Genomic DNA, 19,352 nt, shown 5'->3' on the forward strand with positions numbered 1-19,352 from the left:
GTGCAGCACCAGCAGCTCGGCGCCGGCGCGGGCGGCGATGCGCCGCGCGCGGCGGATCAGCGCCTCGGTCTCCGGCCCGCCGGCCACCGCGACGACGACGCGCTCGCGGGCCTCCCACGTCTCGGTGATGTGCTGCTCGGCGCGGTACCGCTGCAGGGCGACGTCGACCTGGTCGGCCACCCACAGCAGCGCCAGCTCGCGCAGGGCGATCAGGTTGCCGGGCCGGAAGTAGTTGCCCAGCGCGGCGTCGATGACGCGGGCGGGGTAGACGTTGCCGTGCGCGAGCCGGCGGCGCAGCGCCTCGGGAGTGATGTCGACGAGCTCGATCTGCTCGGCCCGGCGGACCATCTCGTCGGGGACGGTCTCCTGCTGGCGCACGCCGGTGATTCGCTCGACGACGTCGGTGACGCTCTCGAGGTGCGCGACGTTGACGGTGGACAGGACCGTGATGCCGGCGGCCAGGAGCTCCTCGACGTCCTGCCACCGCTTGGCGTGGCGCGAGCCCGCGACGTTGGTGTGCGCGAGCTCGTCGACGAGCACGACCTCCGGCCGGCGGTCGAGGACGGTGTCGACGTCCAGCTCGGTGAGCTCGCGGCCCTGGTGGACGACCGTGCGCCGGGGCACAACCTCGAGGCCGGCGAGCAGCTCGTCGGTCCGGGCGCGCTCGTGGGTCTCGACGAGGCCGACGACGACGTCGGTGCCCCGCTCGAGGCGCCGGTGCGCCTCGCCGAGCATCGCGTAGGTCTTGCCGACGCCCGGCGCCGCGCCGAAGTAGATGCGCAGCTCGCCGCGCCGGGGCTCGGCCGGCCGCGGCGACTCCGTTGCCGGTTCCGCGGTGAGCTCCACCAGGCAAGTCTGCGCCATTGGGCACGGACGGTGAACACATCACCCTGGTGATGCGGCGACGCCTCCAGTAACGTGAGCTATCCGAAGGAATTTCTTCCGGATAGGCGACCATGAGCGAGCCCGACAAACCACGGCCCAAACCCCGCCGGCCCCGAGCGGACGCTCTGCGCAACCGCCAGCAGATCCTACGTGCCGCCGCTGACCTCATCATCGAGCAGGGCCCCAACACACCGATGGACCTGATCGCCCGCCGCGCACAGGTCGGAATCGCGACCCTCTACCGACATTTTCCCGACCGCTCGGTCTTGCTTCGCCAGGTCGCGCTGGAGACGCTCAGGCAGTCCGCGGCGGAGGCGCGGGCGGCGTTGGCCGAAGAGACGGACGCGTTCACAGCGCTGGCCCGCTACATGCACGACTCGATCGACCTGCGCATCGGCGCGGTGCTGCCGGTGCTGGCCGAGCGCCTCCCGGTCGACGACGAGCTGATCGAGGCGCGCCGGCTGTCCCGCGAGGCGCACGACGCGCTCGCGGCCGCCGCGCACGAGGAGGGCTCGCTGCGCCGGGACGTGACGGCCGGCGACATCAGCCTGCTGATCACCCGGTTCACGCCGGCCCTGCCGGGTGCCATCTCCGCGGAGGACAACTACCGGCTCAGCCACCGCCACCTGGAGCTCATGCTGGACGGCATGCTGCGCTTCCTGTCCGACGAGAGGCTCCCGGGTCCGGCGTTGTCGTTCGACGAGCTGATCACCATGCGGCCCGGCCCGACCCAGGACCCGGCCCACATCACGCAGGAGATCCGCGCGGAGGAACGCGGCCGCTGGTGGCGCCGCGAGCCCTGACCTGTCACGCCAGCAGGCGCACCAGCTCGCGGTAGGCCATGTCCTCGCCGCCGTCCTCGCATCGCACGACCCGCGCCTCCGGCCGCTCGGCGAGGACCGCCAGCAGCCGGTCGTACATCGCGGACAGCTCCGCGAGCCCGCCGCCGCGCTCGAGCTGCTCCCGCGCGTCCCGGTGCGCCGCCTCGGCCGACTCCCGACCCCGCCGCGCGAACCGGCGCAGCACGGCCTCCTTGTCGTCCAGCAGCACGATCTCGTGGAAGGAGGCCCCGACCTCACCCGCGAGGCGCTCCAGCTGCTCGATGAACGTGGGCCAGCCGAGGAACTGCGGGACCACCACGTCGTGGCCGGCTCCCAAATGGACCCGAGCCGCGGCCAGCGCGATCTCCCGGGCGAGCAGCCCGGCGGCGTGCGGCTCGTCGCGCCACCCGCCGACCAGGTCGCGCAGCCGGTCGATGTCCAGGTTCAGCACCAGCGGACGCGCGTCGGCGTACCGGCGCGCCAGCGTCGACTTGCCGCACCCGGGTGGCCCGTTGAGCAGGATCAGCCGCGACACCGCGCGATTCTAGGAGCTCACCCGGGGTCGCGGCTGGCAGCGGGGGCAGGAGTAGGACGACCGGTTCATGAACGGCTCCCGGCGCACCGGGCGACCGCACCGCGGGCAGGGCAGGCCCTCCTGGCCGTACACCGCGAGCGACCGGTCGAAGTAGCCGGACTGGCCGTTCACGTTGACGTACAACGCATCGAAGGACGTGCCGCCCTCGCCCAACGCCTCGGCCATCACCTGCGTCGCGGCGGTCAGCACCTCGGTCGTGCGCGCGGCGGACAGCCGGTCCGTCGGCCGGGCCCAGTGCAGCTTCGCCCGCCACAGCGCCTCGTCCGCGTAGATGTTGCCGATGCCAGACACGAGCGACTGGTCCAGCAGCGCCCGCTTGAGCTCCGTGCGCCGCCGGCGCAGCGCCGCCACCGTCGCGGGCAGCGAGAACAGCGGGTCCATCGGGTCCCGGGCGATGTGCGAGATCAGCCGCGGCACGCGGGTCCCGTCCACCTCGACCAGCTCGTCGAGGGTGCAGCCGCCGAACGTGCGTTGGTCGACGAACCGCAGTTCCGGACCGCCGTCGGCGAAGGAGAACCGGATCCGCAGGTGCTTCTCGTCCGGTGCGCCCGCGGGCTGGACCAGCAGCTGGCCGCTCATCCCGAGGTGCGCGAGCAGCGCCTCGCCCTCGTCCAGCGACACCCACAGGTACTTGCCGCGGCGAGCGACGGCCTCGACGGCGCGGCCCGCGAGCCGGCCGGAGAAGTCCGTCGGCCCCGCGAGGTAGCGGCGGATCGCCCGTGGGTGCAGTACCTCGACCGTGCGCAGTCGCCGGCCGGTGACATGTTCGGCGAGGCCACGTCGAACAACCTCGACTTCGGGCAACTCAGGCATGGAAGGCCGCGGCGGCTAGGACGAGGCCGGGTCGGGCTTGCCCGACTTGATCAGCTCGGACAGCGTCCGCCAAGCGGCCTCGGCGGCCTTCTGCTCGGCTTCCTTCTTCGTCTTCCCGTCGCCGCTCCCCCGGTCCTGCCCGGCCACGAGCACCGTCGCGGTGAACTCCTTGCGGTGGTCGGGGCCCTCCTCCCGCACCCGGTACTCGGGCACGCCGAGGCCCTCCTGCGCGGTCAGCTCCTGCAGCGAGGTCTTCCAGTCGAGCCCGGCGCCCAGCCGCGGCGCCTCGGTGAGCAGTGGGTCGAACAGCCGGTGCACCAGTGCGCGCGCGACCTCGACGCCGTGCGCGAGGTACACCGCGCCGATCACGGCCTCCATGCCGTCGGCCAGGATGCTGGCCTTGTCGCGGCCCCCGGTGAGCTCCTCGCCCTTGCCCAGCAGCAGGTGCGCGCCGAGCCCGTCCCCGCCGAGGCTGCGGGCGACCCCGGCCAGCGCATGCATGTTGACCACGCTCGCGCGCAGCTTCGCCAGATGACCCTCGGGCAGGTCGGGATGGGCGCGGTACAGGTGGTCGGTGACCACGAGGCCGAGCACGGCGTCGCCGAGGAACTCCAGCCGCTCGTTCGGCGGCAGCCCGCCGTTCTCGTAGGCGTACGAGCGGTGCGTCATGGCAAGCGTCAGCAGCTCGGCGTCGAGCTCCACGCCGAGCGCCTCGAGCAGCTTGCTCGGGTCGGCCGTCGGGCCCCGTGCCGCCCTAGTCGCCACTGCCGCTTACCAACTGTCGCGCACTAGGCGGGCTCGGTGACCTGACGGTTGTCGTACTGGCCGCACTCGGGGCAGACGACGTGCTGGGGCTTCGGCTTCCGGCAGGCCCGATTCGAGCACTCCACCAGGTGCGGCGCGCTGGTCTTCCACTGCGACCGGCGCGTGCGCGTGTTCGAACGCGACTTCCTCCGCTTGGGGACGGCCACGACTCAATCTCCTTCGACAAGCTTCGAGGTGGGGGGACTCACTCGTCCCGATCCGTGCTGAACCGCTCGGTGAGCGCGGCCCACCGAGGGTCAATGGTCTCATGCCGGTGATCCGGACCGAGATCGGCCCACTTGGCACCGCACTCGGGGCACAGCCCCGCGCAGTCCGGGGTGCACAGCGGGACGCTGGGCAGGGCCAGCACCGTCGCGTCGCGCACCACCGGTGCGAGGTCGACGAGGTCGTCGACCAGCCGGGCGATCTCGTCCTCGTCCGTGGTCTGCTCGGTCGCGCTGTCCGGATAGGCGAACAGCTCGGTGAACTCGACCTCGACGGACTCGTCCGCGATCGGGTCGAGGCAGCGCGAGCACTCGCCCGCGACCGGCGCGTACGCGGTGCCGGTCACCAGCACGCCCTCCACCACCGACTCGAGCAGGACGTCCAGCTCGACCTCGGCGCCCTTGGGCACGGCGATGACACCCTCGACCCCGAGGGCGGCTTCGGTCTGGACCACGCGGTGCACCTCGCGGGACAGGCCCGGCCGGCGACCGAGCTCCCGCGTGTCGATCACCCACGGGCTACGGCGTTGTTCGGACATGACGAACTCGACGCTTCCCCACCGTTGTTTGTTCCGGCGCGTGACCGCGCCACAGCTCGACCAGGGTACGTGAGCGAGAGCGGAGCCGCGTCCGCCGCCTGGACTGACGAGCGCGCGGAGCGAACTGTCGGCACTTTCAGGACTGGTAGTCGAACGGGGCGCCGCCGCCGGACGCGCCCAGTGCGGCACCGCGCAGGTGGGCCCGGCCCTTGTCGACCGTGCGCAGGGTGTGCGTGAGCAGGTCACCGAACTCCGCGAGCTTGCTGTCCACGTACTCGTCACACTCGCCGCGCTGGCGGGCCGCCTCGTCGGCGGTCGCGTCGAGGATCCGGGCCGACTCCGCGTGCGCGGCCTGCACGACCTCGGTCTGCGACACCAGCCGGCCCTGCTCGAGCCGGCCGTCCTCGATCTGGCGCTCGTAGGACTCGCGGCCGGCCTGGATCATCCGCTCGGCCTCGTCCCGGGAACGGGAGACCAGCTCGTCGAACTTCGCCTGGCCCGCGGCCACGGTCCGGTCGGCCTGCTCCTCGGCGTCGGCGACCAGCCGGTCGGCGTGCGCGGCGGCCTCGGCCTCCAGGCGCTCGGCTTCCGCGCGCGCGTCCGCGATCGTCTTCTCCGCCTCGAGGTTCGCCTTGCTGATCGTCTGTTCGGCCTCGTGCTCGGCCTTGCCGACGATCTCGTCCTTGCGGTCGAGCACGTCCTGCGCGTCGTCGACCTCGCCCGGGAGGGCGTCGCGCACCTCGTCGAGCAGTTCGAGGATGTCCCCCCGAGGCACCACGCAGCTGGACGTCATCGGCACTCCCCTGGCCTCCTCCAGGATCGTGACGAGCTCGTCGAGCGCCTCGAACACCTTGTACACCCGTGCCTCCTCCGCCCACCCCGGCGCATGACTCCACGGTCCAGTTTGCCGTCTCACACAGGGTGGTCGGGGGAGGTCGGGCCTGGCTGGCGTGTCAGGCGGCCACGTCGATCAGCACGAAGCTGCCGTAGCGGTCCGGGGTGAAGAAGAACTCGCCCTCGTCGCCGGTGATGAGCCGGCGTTCGCCGCGGCCGGGCACGCCCGGGGTGGGCACCGTGTAGAGGTCGTAGTAGCCCGCCTCGCACGGGGGCAGCACACGCTCCCGGTTCTCGTAGAGCTTGCCGTCCTCCGGGTCCGGGTACGGGCCGCCGGCGTAGACCAGCGCGACCGTGTCGGCCACCTCGGCGGGCAGGCTCGACATCGGCACCTCCTCGATGCCGGCCGTGTCGCCGCACGCGGGGTCGCCACCGCCGCCGGCGAGGTCGATCAGGGAGAACGACTCGTAGTGGTCGTCGGTGTAGAAGTGCTCGCCGCCCGTGCCGGTGACGATCCGCCGCGCACCGCGGTCCGAGCTGCCGGGCGTCTTCACGGTGTACTCGTGGTAGTAGCCGCTCTCGCAGTCGGGCAGCAGGCCCTCGCGGTTCTGGAACTCGGTGCCGTCCTGGGGAAACGGGAAGGGACCGTCGGAGGCGATCAGGTCCTCCGTGTCGGAGGCCTCCGGGGGCAGCTCGGCCAGCGCCACGACCGGGTAGCTGGACGTGTCCCCGCACTGCGGCTGGGCGAGGGCCGTCGCGGTGGTGTCGGTGGCGGAGGTCGCCGCGAACGTGGCCGTCGAGATCCCGAACACGCCGAGAACCGCGATCAGCACGGTCAGGAGCGTCTTCACGCGATTCGGAGTGGCGTCGCTCATTTGCAAACCGTAACGCGATCAGACGACGCCTCAGTAGACGCCGATCGTCGGGTACCCACGGGTTCGGTACCGGTTGAATGGACTACATGGACAACCTCGTCATCCGCCGGGCGACAGCCGACGACGTGCCGGCGATCGTGGCGATGCTCGCCGACGACCCGCTAGGCGCGAAGCGCGAGTCGCCTGGCGACCCGGTCTACTCGGCGGCGTTCGCGGAGATCGACGCGGACCCGCGGCAGCTCCTGGCGGTGGCGGTGGTCGGCGACCAGGTGGCCGGGACCCTGCAGCTGACGTTCATCCCGGGCCTGTCCCGCCGCGGCGCGACGCGCGCGCTGATCGAGGCCGTCCGGGTGCGGGCCGACCAGCGCGGGAGCGGGCTGGGCCGACGGCTGGCGGAGTGGGCGATCTCGACGTCACGGGACCGGGGCGCGGCGATGGTGCAGCTCACGACCGACGCCAGCCGGACGGACGCGCACCGGTTCTACGAGCGACTCGGCTTCGTGGCGAGCCACGTCGGCATGAAGCTGAGCCTCAACCCTGGTCCTCCGCCAGGCGCTTGAGCAGCCGGCGGTGGACGTTCTCCGGCAGCAGGTGGGCCACGTCGCCGCCGTAGGTCGCCACCTCCTTGACCAGCGAGCTGGACAGGAAGCTGTTCAGCGGTTTCGTCGGCATGAACAGCGTCTCGATTCCCGTGAGCTGCTGGTTCATCTGCGCCATCTGCAGCTCGTAGTCGAAGTCGCTGACCGCGCGCAGGCCCTTCACGATCGCCCGGATGTCGTGCTGGCGGCAGTACTCCACGAGCAGCCCGTGCCACGAGTCGATGCGGATGTTCGGCAGGTGGGCGACCGTCTCGGCGAGCAGCTCCATGCGCTCGTCGACGGTGAACAGGCCACGCTTGTTCTTGTTGATCAGCACGGCGACGACGACCTCGTCGAACACGGCGGAGGCCCGCTCGAGGATGTCGAGGTGGCCGTTGGTCGGCGGGTCGTAGGAGCCAGGACACACCGCGCGCCTCATGGAAGCGGAAGGTATCAGCACGAACGGGCCTCGACCTGACGACGGTGGTCCTGATCACTCCGTGGTCGCCCAGTGCAGCTCGGTGTCGCCGTAGCGGCGGATCCGGCCCGGGACCAGCGCGGACGGCCAGGCCGGCGGCCCGGACCGGCGGGCGCGCTCGACGATCACCAGCGAGCCCGGGACCACCCAGCCGTGCGCGACGAGCGCGGCGAGGTCGGGCGCCGGGTCGAGCGCGTACGGCGGGTCGGCGAGGACCAGGTCGAACGGCTCCGCCGGCGGCTCGGCGAGCACCGCCGCCACCCGGCCCGGCCGGGCCGTCGCGCCGGCCAGGCCGACCGCGGCGATGTTCTTGCGCAGCACCGCGAGCGCGCCCGCGTCCGACTCGACCAGGACGGCGGTGTCGGCGCCGCGGGACAACGCCTCCAGCCCGAGCGCGCCGGTGCCGGCGTAGAGGTCCAGCACGCGCGCCCCGTCGAGGTCCATGGCCGCCTCGACGGCGCTGAACAGGGCCTCGCGCACCCGGTCCGACGTCGGCCTGGTGCCGCGCCGCGGCACGGCGAGCTGCCGGCCGCCCGCTGACCCGGCCACGATCCTCGTCACCAGCACATCGTGGCCCAGCGAACTGTGATCAGGTCGTGCGCCCCTGGGCGCCGCGGTTCGCGTAGGCTCTCTTGTCCACCTCCACGAAGCAGGCGAACCGGGGAGCGGCTGGGTGTCGCACACCTCTGTCAGGCAGGCCGAGATCGCGGCCGAGCAGGCTCACGTCGACGTCGTGTACGAGCGCGTCGAGGAGATGCGCGTCGAGGCGCGGGACATGCGCCGCCGCGGCGACCAGCTGGCTCACGGCGCCCGCAACGAGGCCATCTTCGAGCAGGCCTCGATGCTGTTCGAGCGCGACGTGATGGTGCGCCACGCCAACCAGATCCTGCGCACGCTCGACGCCGAGCACGAGGGCCTGGTGTTCGGCCGGTTGGACACCGACGAGGGCGGCGATCCGGACGCCGACCCCGAGACCGAGACCATGTACGTCGGCCGGCTCGGCGTCCGGGACGTCAACTTCGACAACCTGGTCACCGACTGGCGCGCGCCGGCCGCGGCGGCGTTCTACCAGGCGACCGCCGAGCAGCCGATGAACGTGGTGCGCCGCCGGGTCATCCGCTCGACCGGCCAGTCCGTTGTGGACATCGACGACGACCTGCTGGCGCCGGAGAAGCGGCCGGAGGGCATGGCGGTGGTCGGCGAGGGCGCGCTGATGGCCTCGCTCACCCGCGCCCGCGGCGACAAGATGCGCGACATCGTCGCCACGATCCAGAAGGAACAGGACGACGCGATCCGGGCCCCGTGGCGGGGCATCACCGAGATCACCGGCGGGCCGGGCACCGGCAAGACCGCCGTGGCGCTGCACCGGGTCGCCTACCTGCTCTACCGGGACCGGCGGCGGATGGGCGGCTCGGGCGTGCTGGTGATCGGCCCGTCGCCGGCGTTCACGTCCTACATCTCGCGGGTGCTCCCGTCGATGGGCGAGGACACCGTCGAGCTGCGCTCGCTGGGCGAGGTGCTCGACGGCGCCGCGGCCGTCGGGCACGACGCGCCCGAGGTGGCGCGGGTGAAGGGGTCGCTGCGGATGCGGCGGGTGCTCAAGCGGGCGCTGCGCGAGCCGCCGCCGAACGCGCCGGAGGAGCTGCGGATCACCTACCGCGGCGAGGTGCTGAAGCTGGATGCGGCCGAGCTCGCCCGGGTCCGACGGTCGGTGCACGCGGCCGGGCGGCCGCCGAACCAGTCCCGTGTGGACGCGGCCGAGGCGCTGCTGGAGGCGCTGTGGCGGCAGGCGGAGGACCGGCCGGGCATGGACCACGACGAGCTGGTCACCGCGCTGGGCGAGCGGATCGACTTCCACCGGTTCGTCGTGGTCTGGTGGCCGATCCTGACGTCCGACGAGGTGCTGGGCTGGCTCGGCGACCGGGCGTGGCTCGGGTCGGTCGCCGGCCGCGCCCTGTCCGCCGACGAGCTCGACATGTTGGCGGCGTCGTGGCGGGAGTCGTCCGGTCCCACCGTGGCGGACGTGGCGCTGCTGGACGAGCTGCGAGTGCTGCTGGGTCCGGCGCCGCGCCGGCACCGCCGCCGGGCCGCGCAGGCCGCCGCCGAGCTGGCGCGGTGGAGCGCCGCCGATGCGCCGGGCTACCGGCGGGCCGAGCACTACGACGAGTACTCACACATCGTCGTCGACGAGGCGCAGGACCTCTCGCCGATGCAGTGGCGGATGGTGGGCCGGCGCGGGCGGTACGCGAGCTGGACGATCGTCGGCGACCCGGTGCAGAGCTCGTGGCCGGACCCGGCCGAGGCGGAGTCGGCGCGGACCACGGCGTTCGGCCCGCGGACCACCCACCGCCGCTTCACGCTCGCCACCAACTACCGCAACTCCGCGGAGATCTTCGAGCTGGCGGCCCAGGTCGTCGGGGACGTGGCGACCGCGGACCAGCTGCCGACCGCGGTCCGCGCCACCGGGGAGAAGCCGTCGATCCGCACGGTGGAGCAGTCGGAGATCCCCTCGGCGGTACGCACCGCCGCCCGCGAGCTGTTGTCCGATGTGGACGGTACGGTCGGCGTGATCACCGCCACCGGCCGGCTCGACTCCGTCCAGGCCGCACTGTCCGAGGTGGACGATCCGCGGCTGTCCGTGGTGGACGGTCTGGCGGCGAAGGGCCTGGAGTACGACGCCGTGGTCCTGGTGGAGCCGACCGAGCTGGTGACCGAGTCGACCACCGGCCCGCGCACCCTGTACGTGGCGCTGACCCGGGCGACCCAGCGCCTGACCGTGCTGACGACCGAGCCGTCCTGGCCGGCCGCCTGACCCGCCTGGCCCGCGACGACGAACGGCGGGCCGCGCAGAAGTCTGCGCGACCCGCCGCCGGCCGCGGGCTCAGCGGACGCGGATCAGGCCCCACATCCCCTCCGTGACCGCCCACCGCAGCACCCCGGACCGATAGGCGTAGTCACCCGGATCGCCCGCCGTGAACCGGAGCGTACGAGCGCTTGCGACGCTCAACGCCCCGATCGCCCCCACCCGCGGCGAGGCCAGGTGCTCCTCCATCGGCCAGGTCTGGCCATGCACCAGGAACCCGTGGTTGCGCGCACGGTCGGTGCCCAACACGAGATGCAGCCGCACCCGGTCGCCGGGCGAGCACTCCAGCAGCGGCGTGCCCGGCTCGCGGTCGGCGAGCGACGGGCGCCGCGGCCGCAGGTGCGCGCTGCGGAAGTTCAGCGCCTTCTGCCCGGTGTCGTCCGGCTCGTCCTCGAGGTCGCGCACCGGCTGGGTGGTGTCGCCGTCGTGGTACATCCGAACGCCGTCCTGCAACAACAGCACGAGCTCACGCTCGAGCGAGCCGCCGGGCCCGCGCAGGTCGGCCCGCTCCCCCACCCAGCGCGACGGCGTCACGTCGGCCGGTTCCACGACGAGCGCGCCCAGCAGCCCGCGGTGGCGGTGGGTCCGGACGTCCGCGCGGTCCTGCAGCAGCACCACGCCCTCGCGGTCGGCGAACCAGCGCTGCACGACGCTGTCGCCGGGCTTGACCGTGGTGTCCGGGTTGACCCCGACCCACGACCCGTCCGTGTTCCGCACGTCCGCACGCAGCAGCCCGCCCGCGTGCAGCGACACCCGCTCGGAGATCACCCGCTCGGCCGGGTCGTCCTTCGCGGAGAACTCCGGGTCGAACGGCGTCGCCTCGCCCGGACCCGGCAGGTCGTTGTGCAGCGTCACCTCGACCCACTCGCCGACCCGGCAACGCAGCACCAGCGGCTCGCCGGGCGCTTGACCGTCCACTGTGTACACGGTGCCGAACGGGTCGGTGCGCTGTTCGCTGTAGACGATCTCGTGCGGCACCGCGCGCACCTCGTACCGCCGCGTCCGGGCGGGGTCGAACGCCGGCAGCCCGGCGCCGGCGAACGCGCCGGGCAGCGCCGGCAGGTCGTCCACGACGGACTCGTGCAGGCGGATGAGGCCCCACAGCCCCAACCAGGTCTCGTCCGCCGTGCAGAAGTTCCACAGATGGTCGCCCGGCAGCGTGTTCGGGTCGAGGTGGAAGCTGAACGCCTCGGAGATGCCGATCGTCTGCTGGTCGCGCACCGGCGAGCTCGGGTCGTCGCGCCACGCGTGCCAGCGCATGCCGTGCACGGTGAAGCTGTGCTGCTCCTCGTGCGAGCCCTGGTACAGCCGCAGCCGGATGTTCTCGCCCGGATAGCCGCGCAGGATCGGGGTTCCCGGGTCGCCGTGCACCTCGCTGGAGAACCACTCCGCCGGATCGCCCGGCCGCTCGTGCAGCGGCGCGCACCGGTAGTCGACGCCCATCGCGCCCTGGTCGTCCAGCGAACCGGGGAACGCGGGCGGGTTGATCGGCTCGCCGGCCTCGTCCTCGCCGTGCTCGACCAGCGGCACGAAGTCGGCGACGCCGAGCACCTGCTCACGGAAGGCCGACCCGTCCGGCAGCTTCACCACCGCCTGGTTCGCGTTGCGTACCTCGCGGTCGTGGTCGTGCGGGTCGACCCACACGGCCCCCGCCGGCTCCGCGATCATCGAGCCGAACAGGCCGTGCCGCTGACGCTCGTTGGCCAACAGGTGGTCGTGGAAGAAGACGACGCCGAACTCCTCGTCGCAGTACCAGCGGTAGATCCAGCTCTTGTACCGCTCGTGGTCCTCGTCGCCATGGTCGGCGGTCGCCGTGCCGGACAGGTAGTTCCAGCCGACGCTCGCGCCGTCGGAGACCAGCGGGTCGAACTTGACCAGGTGCACGTGCAGGCCGCACTCCGGCTGGAACGGCAGCACGGCGTCGAACGCGGTCGCCGGCTGGCAACCGGTGGGCAGCTCGTTGGTCAGCGTCAGCTCGAGCACCTCGCCCTTGCGCGCGCGGATGGCGATCGGCTGGACCTCGCGGGTGCCCTCCTCGAGCTGGCGCCGGAACTCCTCGACACCGCCCGCCTCATCGATCTCCTCCTGCAGCACGAAGAACACCGCGCGGTGGTCGTGCCAGCTGTTCGCGTGGCCACCCTCGCCGCCGCTGGACTCGTAGTAGTCGACCGTTCCCTCGAGCACGACGAGGTGGTAGCGGCGGACCGGTGCCGCCGGGTCGAGCGTGGACTTCGTGAACGCCTCCCCCGGCTGTGGGTCGGGGCAGAAGGCGTTGCGCTCCAGCTCGGTCGGCTCGCGGCCCATGCCCTCGGGCATCAGCGGAGTGCGCGGCGGGCGCGGCGACTTCTGTGGGAACTCGCCCGCGATGAACGCCGGGAAGCCCGGCCGCTCCGTCGACGGGCGCGGCGGCACGTGGCCCGGCAGCGGTTGCAGGGCCGCGATCGGCGTGCCGTCCGGGTAGTGGCCGGAGCCATCCTGGCGCGTGTCGAACACGCGCCACATGCCCCACATGCCGGAGTGGAAATGCGGGTATAGGTGGCAGTGCCAGATGATGTCGCCGGTCGCGTTCTGCACCGAGCCCGCGCCGCCGATCGGCTCGATCGTGAACGCCTGCTGCGGGGTGATCGAGATCGAGTCGACGATCGGCGACTCGTCATGGCCGGGCACCGCGCGCCACTGGTGCAGGTGCAGGTGGAAGACGTGGGTCTCCTTGACCCCGGCGTGCACCAGGCGGATCTTCGCGCGGTCTCCCGGGTACGCCCGCAGGATCGGCGTGGCCGGGTCGCCGAAGAGCCACGAGCTGTGGTGCTGCTCCTCGCCGACGATCGCGTCGCGCGCCGGGTCGATCTTTCCTGCGGCCAGCAGCCGCTCGTAGGCGAGCGAGCGCCAGCCCATCGGCTCGGTGCGGTAGCTCATGACCATCATCGAGTCCATGGCGTCGCCGCCGTGCTCGCCGTGGCCGCCGTGCTCGTCGTCCCCGGTGAGGATCGTGGGCGCGAGCCGCTCCTCGCCGCGGATCACCGAGTGCCCGTGCGGGCGCGGCAGCTCGCACTCGTAGGTCGGGTGCGGCGGCTTGACCGGGTTGTCGTTGGGCGTCTCGTCCTGCATGAAGACGACGTACTCGCGGAAGCTCGGCTCGCCCGGCACGTGCACGTCCGCGTAGAGCCCGTCGACGATCGGCACACCGGTCACCGGGTCGGTCCACCGCGACCCGGCCGGCTCGACGACGAGCGCGCCGAACAGGCCGTGCGCGTTCGAGCCCTCCTCGCCGCCGCGGATGTCGGCGAGGTCGTGGAAGAAGAACACGCCCTCGTCGGTGCATTCCCAGACGTAGCTGCGCCGTCCGCCGGGGCGGGCCGCGGAGTCGGGGTTGGCCCCGACCGCGCCGCCGTCCATCGTCTCGACGTCGTAGCCGACGCCCTGCGGGTGGATGCCCGCGTGCCGGTCCAGCTCGTTGCGGAACAGCACGACGACGCGGTCGCCGACGTGGGCACGCAGGACGAGCGGCCGGACGAGCGGATGCGGCTTCGGCAGGAGCTCTGGATGCTCGACCGGGTCCGGAAACGGGTCCGGCCAGCCGGCCTTGATCGCCCGCAGCTCGGCCTCGTTCTCGCCCAGCGCGAAGATCATTCCGTTGCGGTCGTGGTCGCCGTGGGCGTCGAAGGCGATCGGCACCTGCAACGCGACGACGTCGAAGAAACGCACGCTCATGACGAGCCCCCAGTTCCCCAGTCGATCGGTCCCCACCGATCGAACCGGCCCCCAGCCGGTAACACACCGTAACGTCAGACGACCGCCGAACGCCAGTACCTTTCAGGTTTTTCCCAACGCGGCCCGGATCGGGTCGGGGTTCGCCGGGCTCAAGGAGTGGCCGGCAGCGCGGCGTCGAGGAAGCCCACCGCCCGGGCGATCAGGTCGTCCACCGACGTGTCGGCCAGCTCGCCCCGGTGGTCGAGCTGCCCGTCGATCGCCAGCGAGGCCAGGCCGTGGGCGAAGGCCCACAGCGACACCGCGAGGCCGTCCGGGTCGGCCACCCCGCACTCCGCCACCACGCCGCTGAGCACCGCGAAGGCCGCGTCGCCGGCCGCCCGCGCGTCCGGGTGCTTCTCCGGCTGGGACAGCTCCGGGCGGAACATCAGCTGGAAGTAGGCCTTGTGCCGGCGGGCGAACTCGACGTAGGCGGTCGCGATCGTCACCAGCTTCGCGCGGAAACCGGACACGTCGACCAGCGCGTCGCACATGCCGACGGTGAGCTGCTCGAAGCCGCGGGCCGAGATCGCCGAGAGCAGCGCCGCTCGGTCGGCGAAGTGGTGGTACGGCGCGCCGGGACTGACCCCGGCCTCGCGGGCGACCCGGCGCAGGCTCACCGCGCCGATGCCGTCGGTCTCGATCAGCCGCACGCACGCCTCGAGCAGCTCGGCGCGCAGCGACCCGTGGTGGTAGCTGCTGCGCTTGGGCTCGGCCACCACCCGAGCGTATGGGACCCGCTTCTTGACGACCATCGCGATGGCGACTATACAGTGTTTAGATTCTAATCACTGCTTAGTTTGGAGTTGGAAGACATGACCAAGATCCTGGTCACCGGGGCGACCGGGTTCGTCGCCGGTCACTGCATCGCCGACCTGATCGAGCACGGCTACTCGGTGCGGGGCACCGTGCGCTCCCTCGTCGACCCGGCCCGCGTCGCACACCTGCGCGCGCTCGGCGGCGACCTCGAGCTCGTCGAGGCCGACCTCACCGACGACCGCGGCTGGGCCGAGGCGGTCGCCGGCGTCGACGCCGTGCTGCACGTCGCCTCCCCGTTCCCCGCGACCATGCCCCGCGACGAGGACGAGCTGATCCGCCCGGCCGTGGACGGCACGCTGCGGGTGCTGCGCGCGAGCGCGGCGGCCGGCGTGCGCCGGGTCGTGCTCACCTCGTCGATCGCGGCCGTCTCCGCGGGACACTCCCCCGGCCGCGTCCACACCGAGGCGGACTGGTCCGATGTGGACGCCTGCACCGCCTACCCGAGGAGCAAGACGCTGGCCGAGCGCGCCGCGTGGGCGTTCGTGGCCGAGCACCCGGAGCTGGAGCTCGTCACCGTCAACCCGGGCCTGGTGATCGGCCCGCCCCAGCACACGGCCGTCTCCTCGTCGATGACGATCTTCGTCCGGCTGCTCAACCGGCAGATGCCCGCCGTGCCCAGGCTCGGGTTCGCCCCGGTCGACGTGCGCGACCTGGCGACCGCGCACCGGCTGGCGATGGAGACGCCCGCCGCGGCCGGCAACCGCTACATCTGCGCCGGCGAGCACGCCTGGACGACCGACTTCGCCGCCACGCTCGCCGAGGAGCTCGGCCCGCGCGGCTACCGGATCCCCACCGCCCGGCTGCCGTACTGGGCGACGTGGACGATCGCGCGCTTCGACAAGGAGCTGCGGGTCGGTCTCGAGTTCGCCGAGCGGGAGGAGCACGTCAGCTCCGCCAAGGCGCGCGACGAGCTGGGCTGGCGGCCGCGGTCGCTGCGGGAGTCCCTCGTGGACACCGCGGACGGCATCGTCGCGCTCGGGCTCGCGCCCGACCACCGGGTCAGCTCAGCACGACCAGCAGGTCGCCACCCTCGACCTGCGCCACGGAGCTGATCGCGAGCCGCTGCACGGTGCCGGCCTTCGGGGCGGTGATCGCGGCCTCCATCTTCATCGCCTCGATGGTGGCGACCGTGCCGCCCGCCTCGACCGCGTCGCCCTCGCCGACCTGCAGGGTCACCACGCCGGCGAACGGCGCGGCCACCTGGCCGGGGTTGTTCCGGTCGGCCCGCTCGGCGACCGGCAGGTCGGTGGCGACGGACCGGTCGCGCACCTGGATGGTGCGCAGCTGGCCGTTGAGGTTGGCCATGACGTTGCGGATGCCGCGCTCGTCGGCCTCCCCGATCGCCTCCAGCTCGATGAGCAGCCGTACCCCGCGCTCCAGGTCGACCGGGTACTCCATGCGCGGCTTGAGCCCGTAGAAGTAGTCCTTGCTGGCCAACACGCTCGTGTCGCCGAACTGCTCGCGGTGGGCGAGGAACTCCTTCGTGGGCTCGGGGAACAGCAGCCGGTTCAGCGTGGCGCGGCGGTCCTCGGCGAGCCCGGTCCGGTCCTCTTCGGACAGTTCGGCCACCGGCTTGGGCTCGCCGCGGCCCTTCAACGCCTTACTGCGGAAGGGTTCCGGCCACCCGCCGGCCGGGTCGCCGAGCTCGCCGCGCAGGAAGCCGATCACCGAGCCGGGCACGTCGAAGCGGCCCGGGTCGGCCTCGAACTCCTTCGGGTCCACGCCGGCGCCGACGAGGTGCAGCGCGAGGTCACCGACCACTTTGGACGACGGGGTCACCTTGATCAGCCGGCCGAGCATCCGGTCCGCCGCCGCGTAGGTCGCCTCGATCTGCTCGAACCGGTCCGCGAGCCCGAGTGCGATGGCCTGGGTGCGCAGGTTCGACAGCTGCCCGCCCGGGATCTCGTGGGTGTACACGCGCCCGCTCGGCCCGGGCAGGCCCGCCTCGAACGGCGCGTACACCTTGCGCACGATCTCCCAGTACGGCTCGAGGTCGCAGACCGCCTGCAGGTCCAGCCCGGTCTCCCGCTCGCCGTGGTCGGTGCCCGCGACGATCGCGGACAGGGACGGCTGCGAGGTGGTGCCGGCCATCGACGCGGTGGCGCCGTCCACGGCGTCCACCCCGGCCTGGATCGCCGCGAGGTAGGTGGCGAGCTGCCCGCCCGCGGTGTCGTGGGTGTGCAGGTGGACCGGCAGCTCGAACTCCTTGCGCAGCGCGGTGACCAGCCGGTGCGCGGCCGGTGGGCGCAGCAGCCCGGCCATGTCCTTGACGCACAGCACCTGCGCGCCGGCGCCGACGATCTGCTCGGCGAGCTTCAGGTAGTAGTCCAGTGTGTACAGTCGCTCGCTCGGGTCGGACAGGTCGGCGGTGTAGCACAGCGCGACCTCGGCGACCGCGGTGCCGGTCTCCAGCACCGCGTCGATGGCCGGGCGCATCTGCTCGACGTCGTTGAGCGCGTCGAAGATCCGGAAGATGTCGATCCCGGTGGCCGCGGCCTCGTGGACGAACGCCGCGGTCACCTCGGTCGGGTAAGGCGTGTAGCCCACGGTGTTTCGCCCGCGCAGCAGCATCTGCAGGCACAGGTTCGGCAGCGCCGTGCGCAGCGCCGCGAGCCGCTCCCACGGGTCCTCGGCGAGGAAGCGCAGCGCCACGTCGTAGGTCGCGCCGCCCCAGCACTCCACGGACAGCAGCTGGGGCAGCAGGTGCGCGACGTGGGGCGCGATCGTGGCCAGGTCCTTCGTCCGGACGCGGGTGGCGAGCAGCGACTGGTGCGCGTCGCGGAAGGTGGTGTCGGTGACGCCGACGGCCTTCGACTCCCGCATCCAGCGGGCGAAGCCCTCCGGCCCGAGCTCGGTGAGCCGCTGCTTCGAGCCGGCCGGCGGTGCGGAGTCGGCCTCGGGCAGCCCGCCCGGCAGCTTCTTCACCGGGTCGATGATGTCCGGGCGCTCGCCGTGCGGCTTGTTGACCGTGACGTCGACGAGGTAGGTGAGCAGCCGGGTGCCGCGGTCGGCCGAGTGGCGCGCGGTCAGCAGGTGCGGCCGCTCCTCGATGAACGACGTGGTGACGTTGCCGGCGAGGAAGTCGGCGTCGTCCAGGACCGCCTGCAGGAACGGGATGTTCGTGGCCACGCCGCGGATGCGGAACTCGGCGACCGCTCGCCGCGCCCTGGCCACCGCGGCCGTGAAGTCGCGCCCGCGGCAGGACAGCTTCACCAGCATCGAGTCGAAGTGTGCGCTGATCTCCGTGCCGGAGAACGCGGTGCCGCCGTCGAGTCGGATGCCGGCGCCGCCCGGCGAGCGGTAGGCGCTGATGATCCCGGTGTCCGGGCGGAAGCCGTTGGCCGGGTCCTCGGTGGTGATGCGGCACTGCAGCGCGGCGCCGCGGGTGCGCATCTCCTCCTGGCGCAGCCCGAGGTCGGTCAGCGTCTCGCCGGCCGCGATGCGCAGCTGCGACTGCACGAGGTCGACGTCGGTGACCTCCTCGGTGACCGTGTGCTCGACCTGGATGCGCGGGTTCATCTCGATGAAGACGTGCTGGCCGCTCCTGTCGAGGAGGAACTCGACGGTGCCGGCGTTGCGGTAGCCGATGTGCCGGGCGAAGCGCACCGCGTCGGCGCAGATCCGCTCGCGCAGCTCGGGGTCGAGGTTGGGCGCGGGCGCGATCTCGATGACCTTCTGGTGCCGGCGCTGCACCGAGCAGTCCCGCTCGAACAGATGCAGCACGCCGCCCTCGCCGTCGGCGAGCACCTGGACCTCGATGTGCCGCGGCGCCACCACCGCCTGCTCCAGGAACACGGTCGGGTCGCCGAAGGCCGACTCGGCCTCGCGCATGGCCGCCTCGATCGACTCGCGCAGCGTGCTCGCGTCCGGCACCCGCCGCATGCCGCGCCCGCCACCGCCGGCCACCGCCTTGACGAACAACGGGAAGCCGAGCTCCTCGCCGGCGGCGAGCAGCTGGTCGAGGTCGGCCGACGGCTCCGACGAGCGCAGCACCGGCAGCCCCGCCTCCCGCGCGGCGGCGACCGCGCGGGCCTTGTTGCCGGTCAGCTCCAGGATCTCGGTCGACGGGCCGACGAACGTGATGCCGGCCGTCTCGCAGGCCCGGGCCAGCTCGGGGTTCTCCGACAGGAAGCCGTACCCGGGATAGACCGCGTCCGCCTGCGCCTTGCGGGCCGCCTTGATGATCTCCTCGACGGACAGGTACGCGCGGACCGGGTGGCCCGGCTCGCCGATCTCGTAGGCCTCGTCGGCCTTCATCCGGTGCAGCGAGTTGCGGTCCTCGTGGGGGAAGACGGCGACGGTGCCGGCGCCGAGCTCGTACCCGGCCCGGAAGGCGCGGATCGCGATCTCCCCGCGGTTCGCGACGAGGACCTTACGGAACATGCCGGATACCTCCACCTGCCGGGCGACGAGTCTTCAGCACGTTACCCGGTCATTCCCGCTAGTCAGGAGCTCAGTCCCACGTTACGGGCACCTC

General features: G+C 72.5%; 16 protein-coding genes and 1 pseudogene. 4 read left to right on the top strand and 13 right to left on the bottom strand.

Annotated features, from left to right (window positions below; translation table 11 throughout):
- Positions 1-846 (bottom strand): annotated as a pseudogene (locus tag ACRDSK_RS20080) (sensor histidine kinase); the annotation flags it as partial.
- A 110-nt stretch (positions 847-956) separates the two neighbouring features.
- On the opposite strand from ACRDSK_RS20080, the gene ACRDSK_RS20085 reads away from it, so the two are divergent.
- Positions 957-1,688, top strand: a complete 732-nt coding sequence (locus ACRDSK_RS20085; protein ID WP_431442739.1) for a TetR/AcrR family transcriptional regulator — start codon at positions 957-959, stop codon at positions 1,686-1,688.
- A 4-nt stretch (positions 1,689-1,692) separates the two neighbouring features.
- Here the strand turns inward: ACRDSK_RS20085 and ACRDSK_RS20090 are convergent, their stop codons facing one another.
- From ACRDSK_RS20090 to ACRDSK_RS20120, 7 genes are all read right to left on the bottom strand, one after another.
- Positions 1,693-2,241 (bottom strand): AAA family ATPase, encoded by a 549-nt coding sequence (locus ACRDSK_RS20090; RefSeq protein ID WP_431442740.1) that lies wholly within the window; start codon positions 2,239-2,241, stop codon positions 1,693-1,695.
- A 9-nt stretch (positions 2,242-2,250) separates the two neighbouring features.
- A complete protein-coding gene (gene mutM, locus ACRDSK_RS20095) occupies positions 2,251-3,114 on the bottom strand; it encodes a bifunctional DNA-formamidopyrimidine glycosylase/DNA-(apurinic or apyrimidinic site) lyase (protein WP_431442741.1) in 864 nt (287 codons plus the stop codon).
- Positions 3,115-3,129: 15 nt separating this feature from the next.
- The gene (gene rnc, locus ACRDSK_RS20100) at positions 3,130-3,879 is read right to left on the bottom strand and encodes a ribonuclease III (protein WP_431442742.1); all 750 of its coding nucleotides are present in this window, start codon (positions 3,877-3,879) and stop codon (positions 3,130-3,132) included.
- A gap of 23 nt (positions 3,880-3,902) precedes the next feature.
- On the bottom strand, positions 3,903-4,085 hold the full coding sequence (rpmF, locus tag ACRDSK_RS20105) for a 50S ribosomal protein L32 (protein ID WP_431442743.1): 183 nt from the start codon (positions 4,083-4,085) through the stop codon (positions 3,903-3,905).
- Positions 4,086-4,123: 38 nt separating this feature from the next.
- Positions 4,124-4,681, bottom strand: a complete 558-nt coding sequence (locus ACRDSK_RS20110) for a YceD family protein (RefSeq protein WP_431442744.1) — start codon at positions 4,679-4,681, stop codon at positions 4,124-4,126.
- A 136-nt stretch (positions 4,682-4,817) separates the two neighbouring features.
- Positions 4,818-5,540, bottom strand: a complete 723-nt coding sequence (locus ACRDSK_RS20115) for a DivIVA domain-containing protein (protein WP_431442745.1) — start codon at positions 5,538-5,540, stop codon at positions 4,818-4,820.
- Positions 5,541-5,634: 94 nt separating this feature from the next.
- Positions 5,635-6,390: a ribonuclease domain-containing protein gene (locus tag ACRDSK_RS20120; protein ID WP_431442746.1), complete on the bottom strand. Its 756-nt coding sequence runs from the start codon at positions 6,388-6,390 to the stop codon at positions 5,635-5,637.
- An 86-nt stretch (positions 6,391-6,476) separates the two neighbouring features.
- Here ACRDSK_RS20120 and ACRDSK_RS20125 point away from each other — a divergent pair, with 86 nt between their 5' ends.
- Positions 6,477-6,950 (top strand): N-acetyltransferase family protein, encoded by a 474-nt coding sequence (locus tag ACRDSK_RS20125; protein WP_431442747.1) that lies wholly within the window; start codon positions 6,477-6,479, stop codon positions 6,948-6,950.
- On the opposite strand, the gene coaD is transcribed toward ACRDSK_RS20125, so the two are convergent.
- Both coaD and rsmD read right to left on the bottom strand, forming a co-directional pair.
- Complete coding sequence (gene coaD / locus ACRDSK_RS20130; RefSeq protein WP_431442748.1) at positions 6,922-7,407, bottom strand: pantetheine-phosphate adenylyltransferase; 486 nt, start codon at positions 7,405-7,407, stop codon at positions 6,922-6,924. The genes ACRDSK_RS20125 and coaD overlap by 29 nt on opposite strands.
- Positions 7,408-7,461: 54 nt before the next feature.
- Entirely contained in the window at positions 7,462-8,007 is a 546-nt protein-coding gene (rsmD, locus tag ACRDSK_RS20135) for a 16S rRNA (guanine(966)-N(2))-methyltransferase RsmD (protein WP_431442749.1), read from the bottom strand.
- Positions 8,008-8,119: 112 nt separating this feature from the next.
- Here rsmD and ACRDSK_RS20140 point away from each other — a divergent pair, with 112 nt between their 5' ends.
- On the top strand, positions 8,120-10,258 hold the full coding sequence (locus ACRDSK_RS20140) for a HelD family protein (RefSeq protein WP_431442750.1): 2,139 nt from the start codon (positions 8,120-8,122) through the stop codon (positions 10,256-10,258).
- A 69-nt stretch (positions 10,259-10,327) separates the two neighbouring features.
- Here the strand turns inward: ACRDSK_RS20140 and ACRDSK_RS20145 are convergent, their stop codons facing one another.
- On the bottom strand, positions 10,328-14,020 hold the full coding sequence (locus ACRDSK_RS20145; RefSeq protein WP_431442751.1) for a multicopper oxidase domain-containing protein: 3,693 nt from the start codon (positions 14,018-14,020) through the stop codon (positions 10,328-10,330).
- Positions 14,021-14,169: 149 nt separating this feature from the next.
- The gene (locus ACRDSK_RS20150) at positions 14,170-14,775 is read right to left on the bottom strand and encodes a TetR/AcrR family transcriptional regulator (protein WP_431442752.1); all 606 of its coding nucleotides are present in this window, start codon (positions 14,773-14,775) and stop codon (positions 14,170-14,172) included.
- 96 nt (positions 14,776-14,871) lie between these two features.
- On the opposite strand from ACRDSK_RS20150, the gene ACRDSK_RS20155 reads away from it, so the two are divergent.
- The gene (locus ACRDSK_RS20155) at positions 14,872-15,927 is read left to right on the top strand and encodes an SDR family oxidoreductase (RefSeq protein WP_431442753.1); all 1,056 of its coding nucleotides are present in this window, start codon (positions 14,872-14,874) and stop codon (positions 15,925-15,927) included.
- Here ACRDSK_RS20155 and ACRDSK_RS20160 read toward each other — a convergent pair.
- Complete coding sequence (locus tag ACRDSK_RS20160) at positions 15,875-19,258, bottom strand: pyruvate carboxylase (RefSeq protein WP_431442754.1); 3,384 nt, start codon at positions 19,256-19,258, stop codon at positions 15,875-15,877. The two genes, ACRDSK_RS20155 and ACRDSK_RS20160, sit on opposite strands and share 53 nt — an antisense overlap.
- Positions 19,259-19,352: the final 94 nt, after the last annotated feature.

The organism is Actinophytocola sp., assembly GCF_050699915.1.
Classification (GTDB): domain Bacteria; phylum Actinomycetota; class Actinomycetes; order Mycobacteriales; family Pseudonocardiaceae; genus Actinophytocola.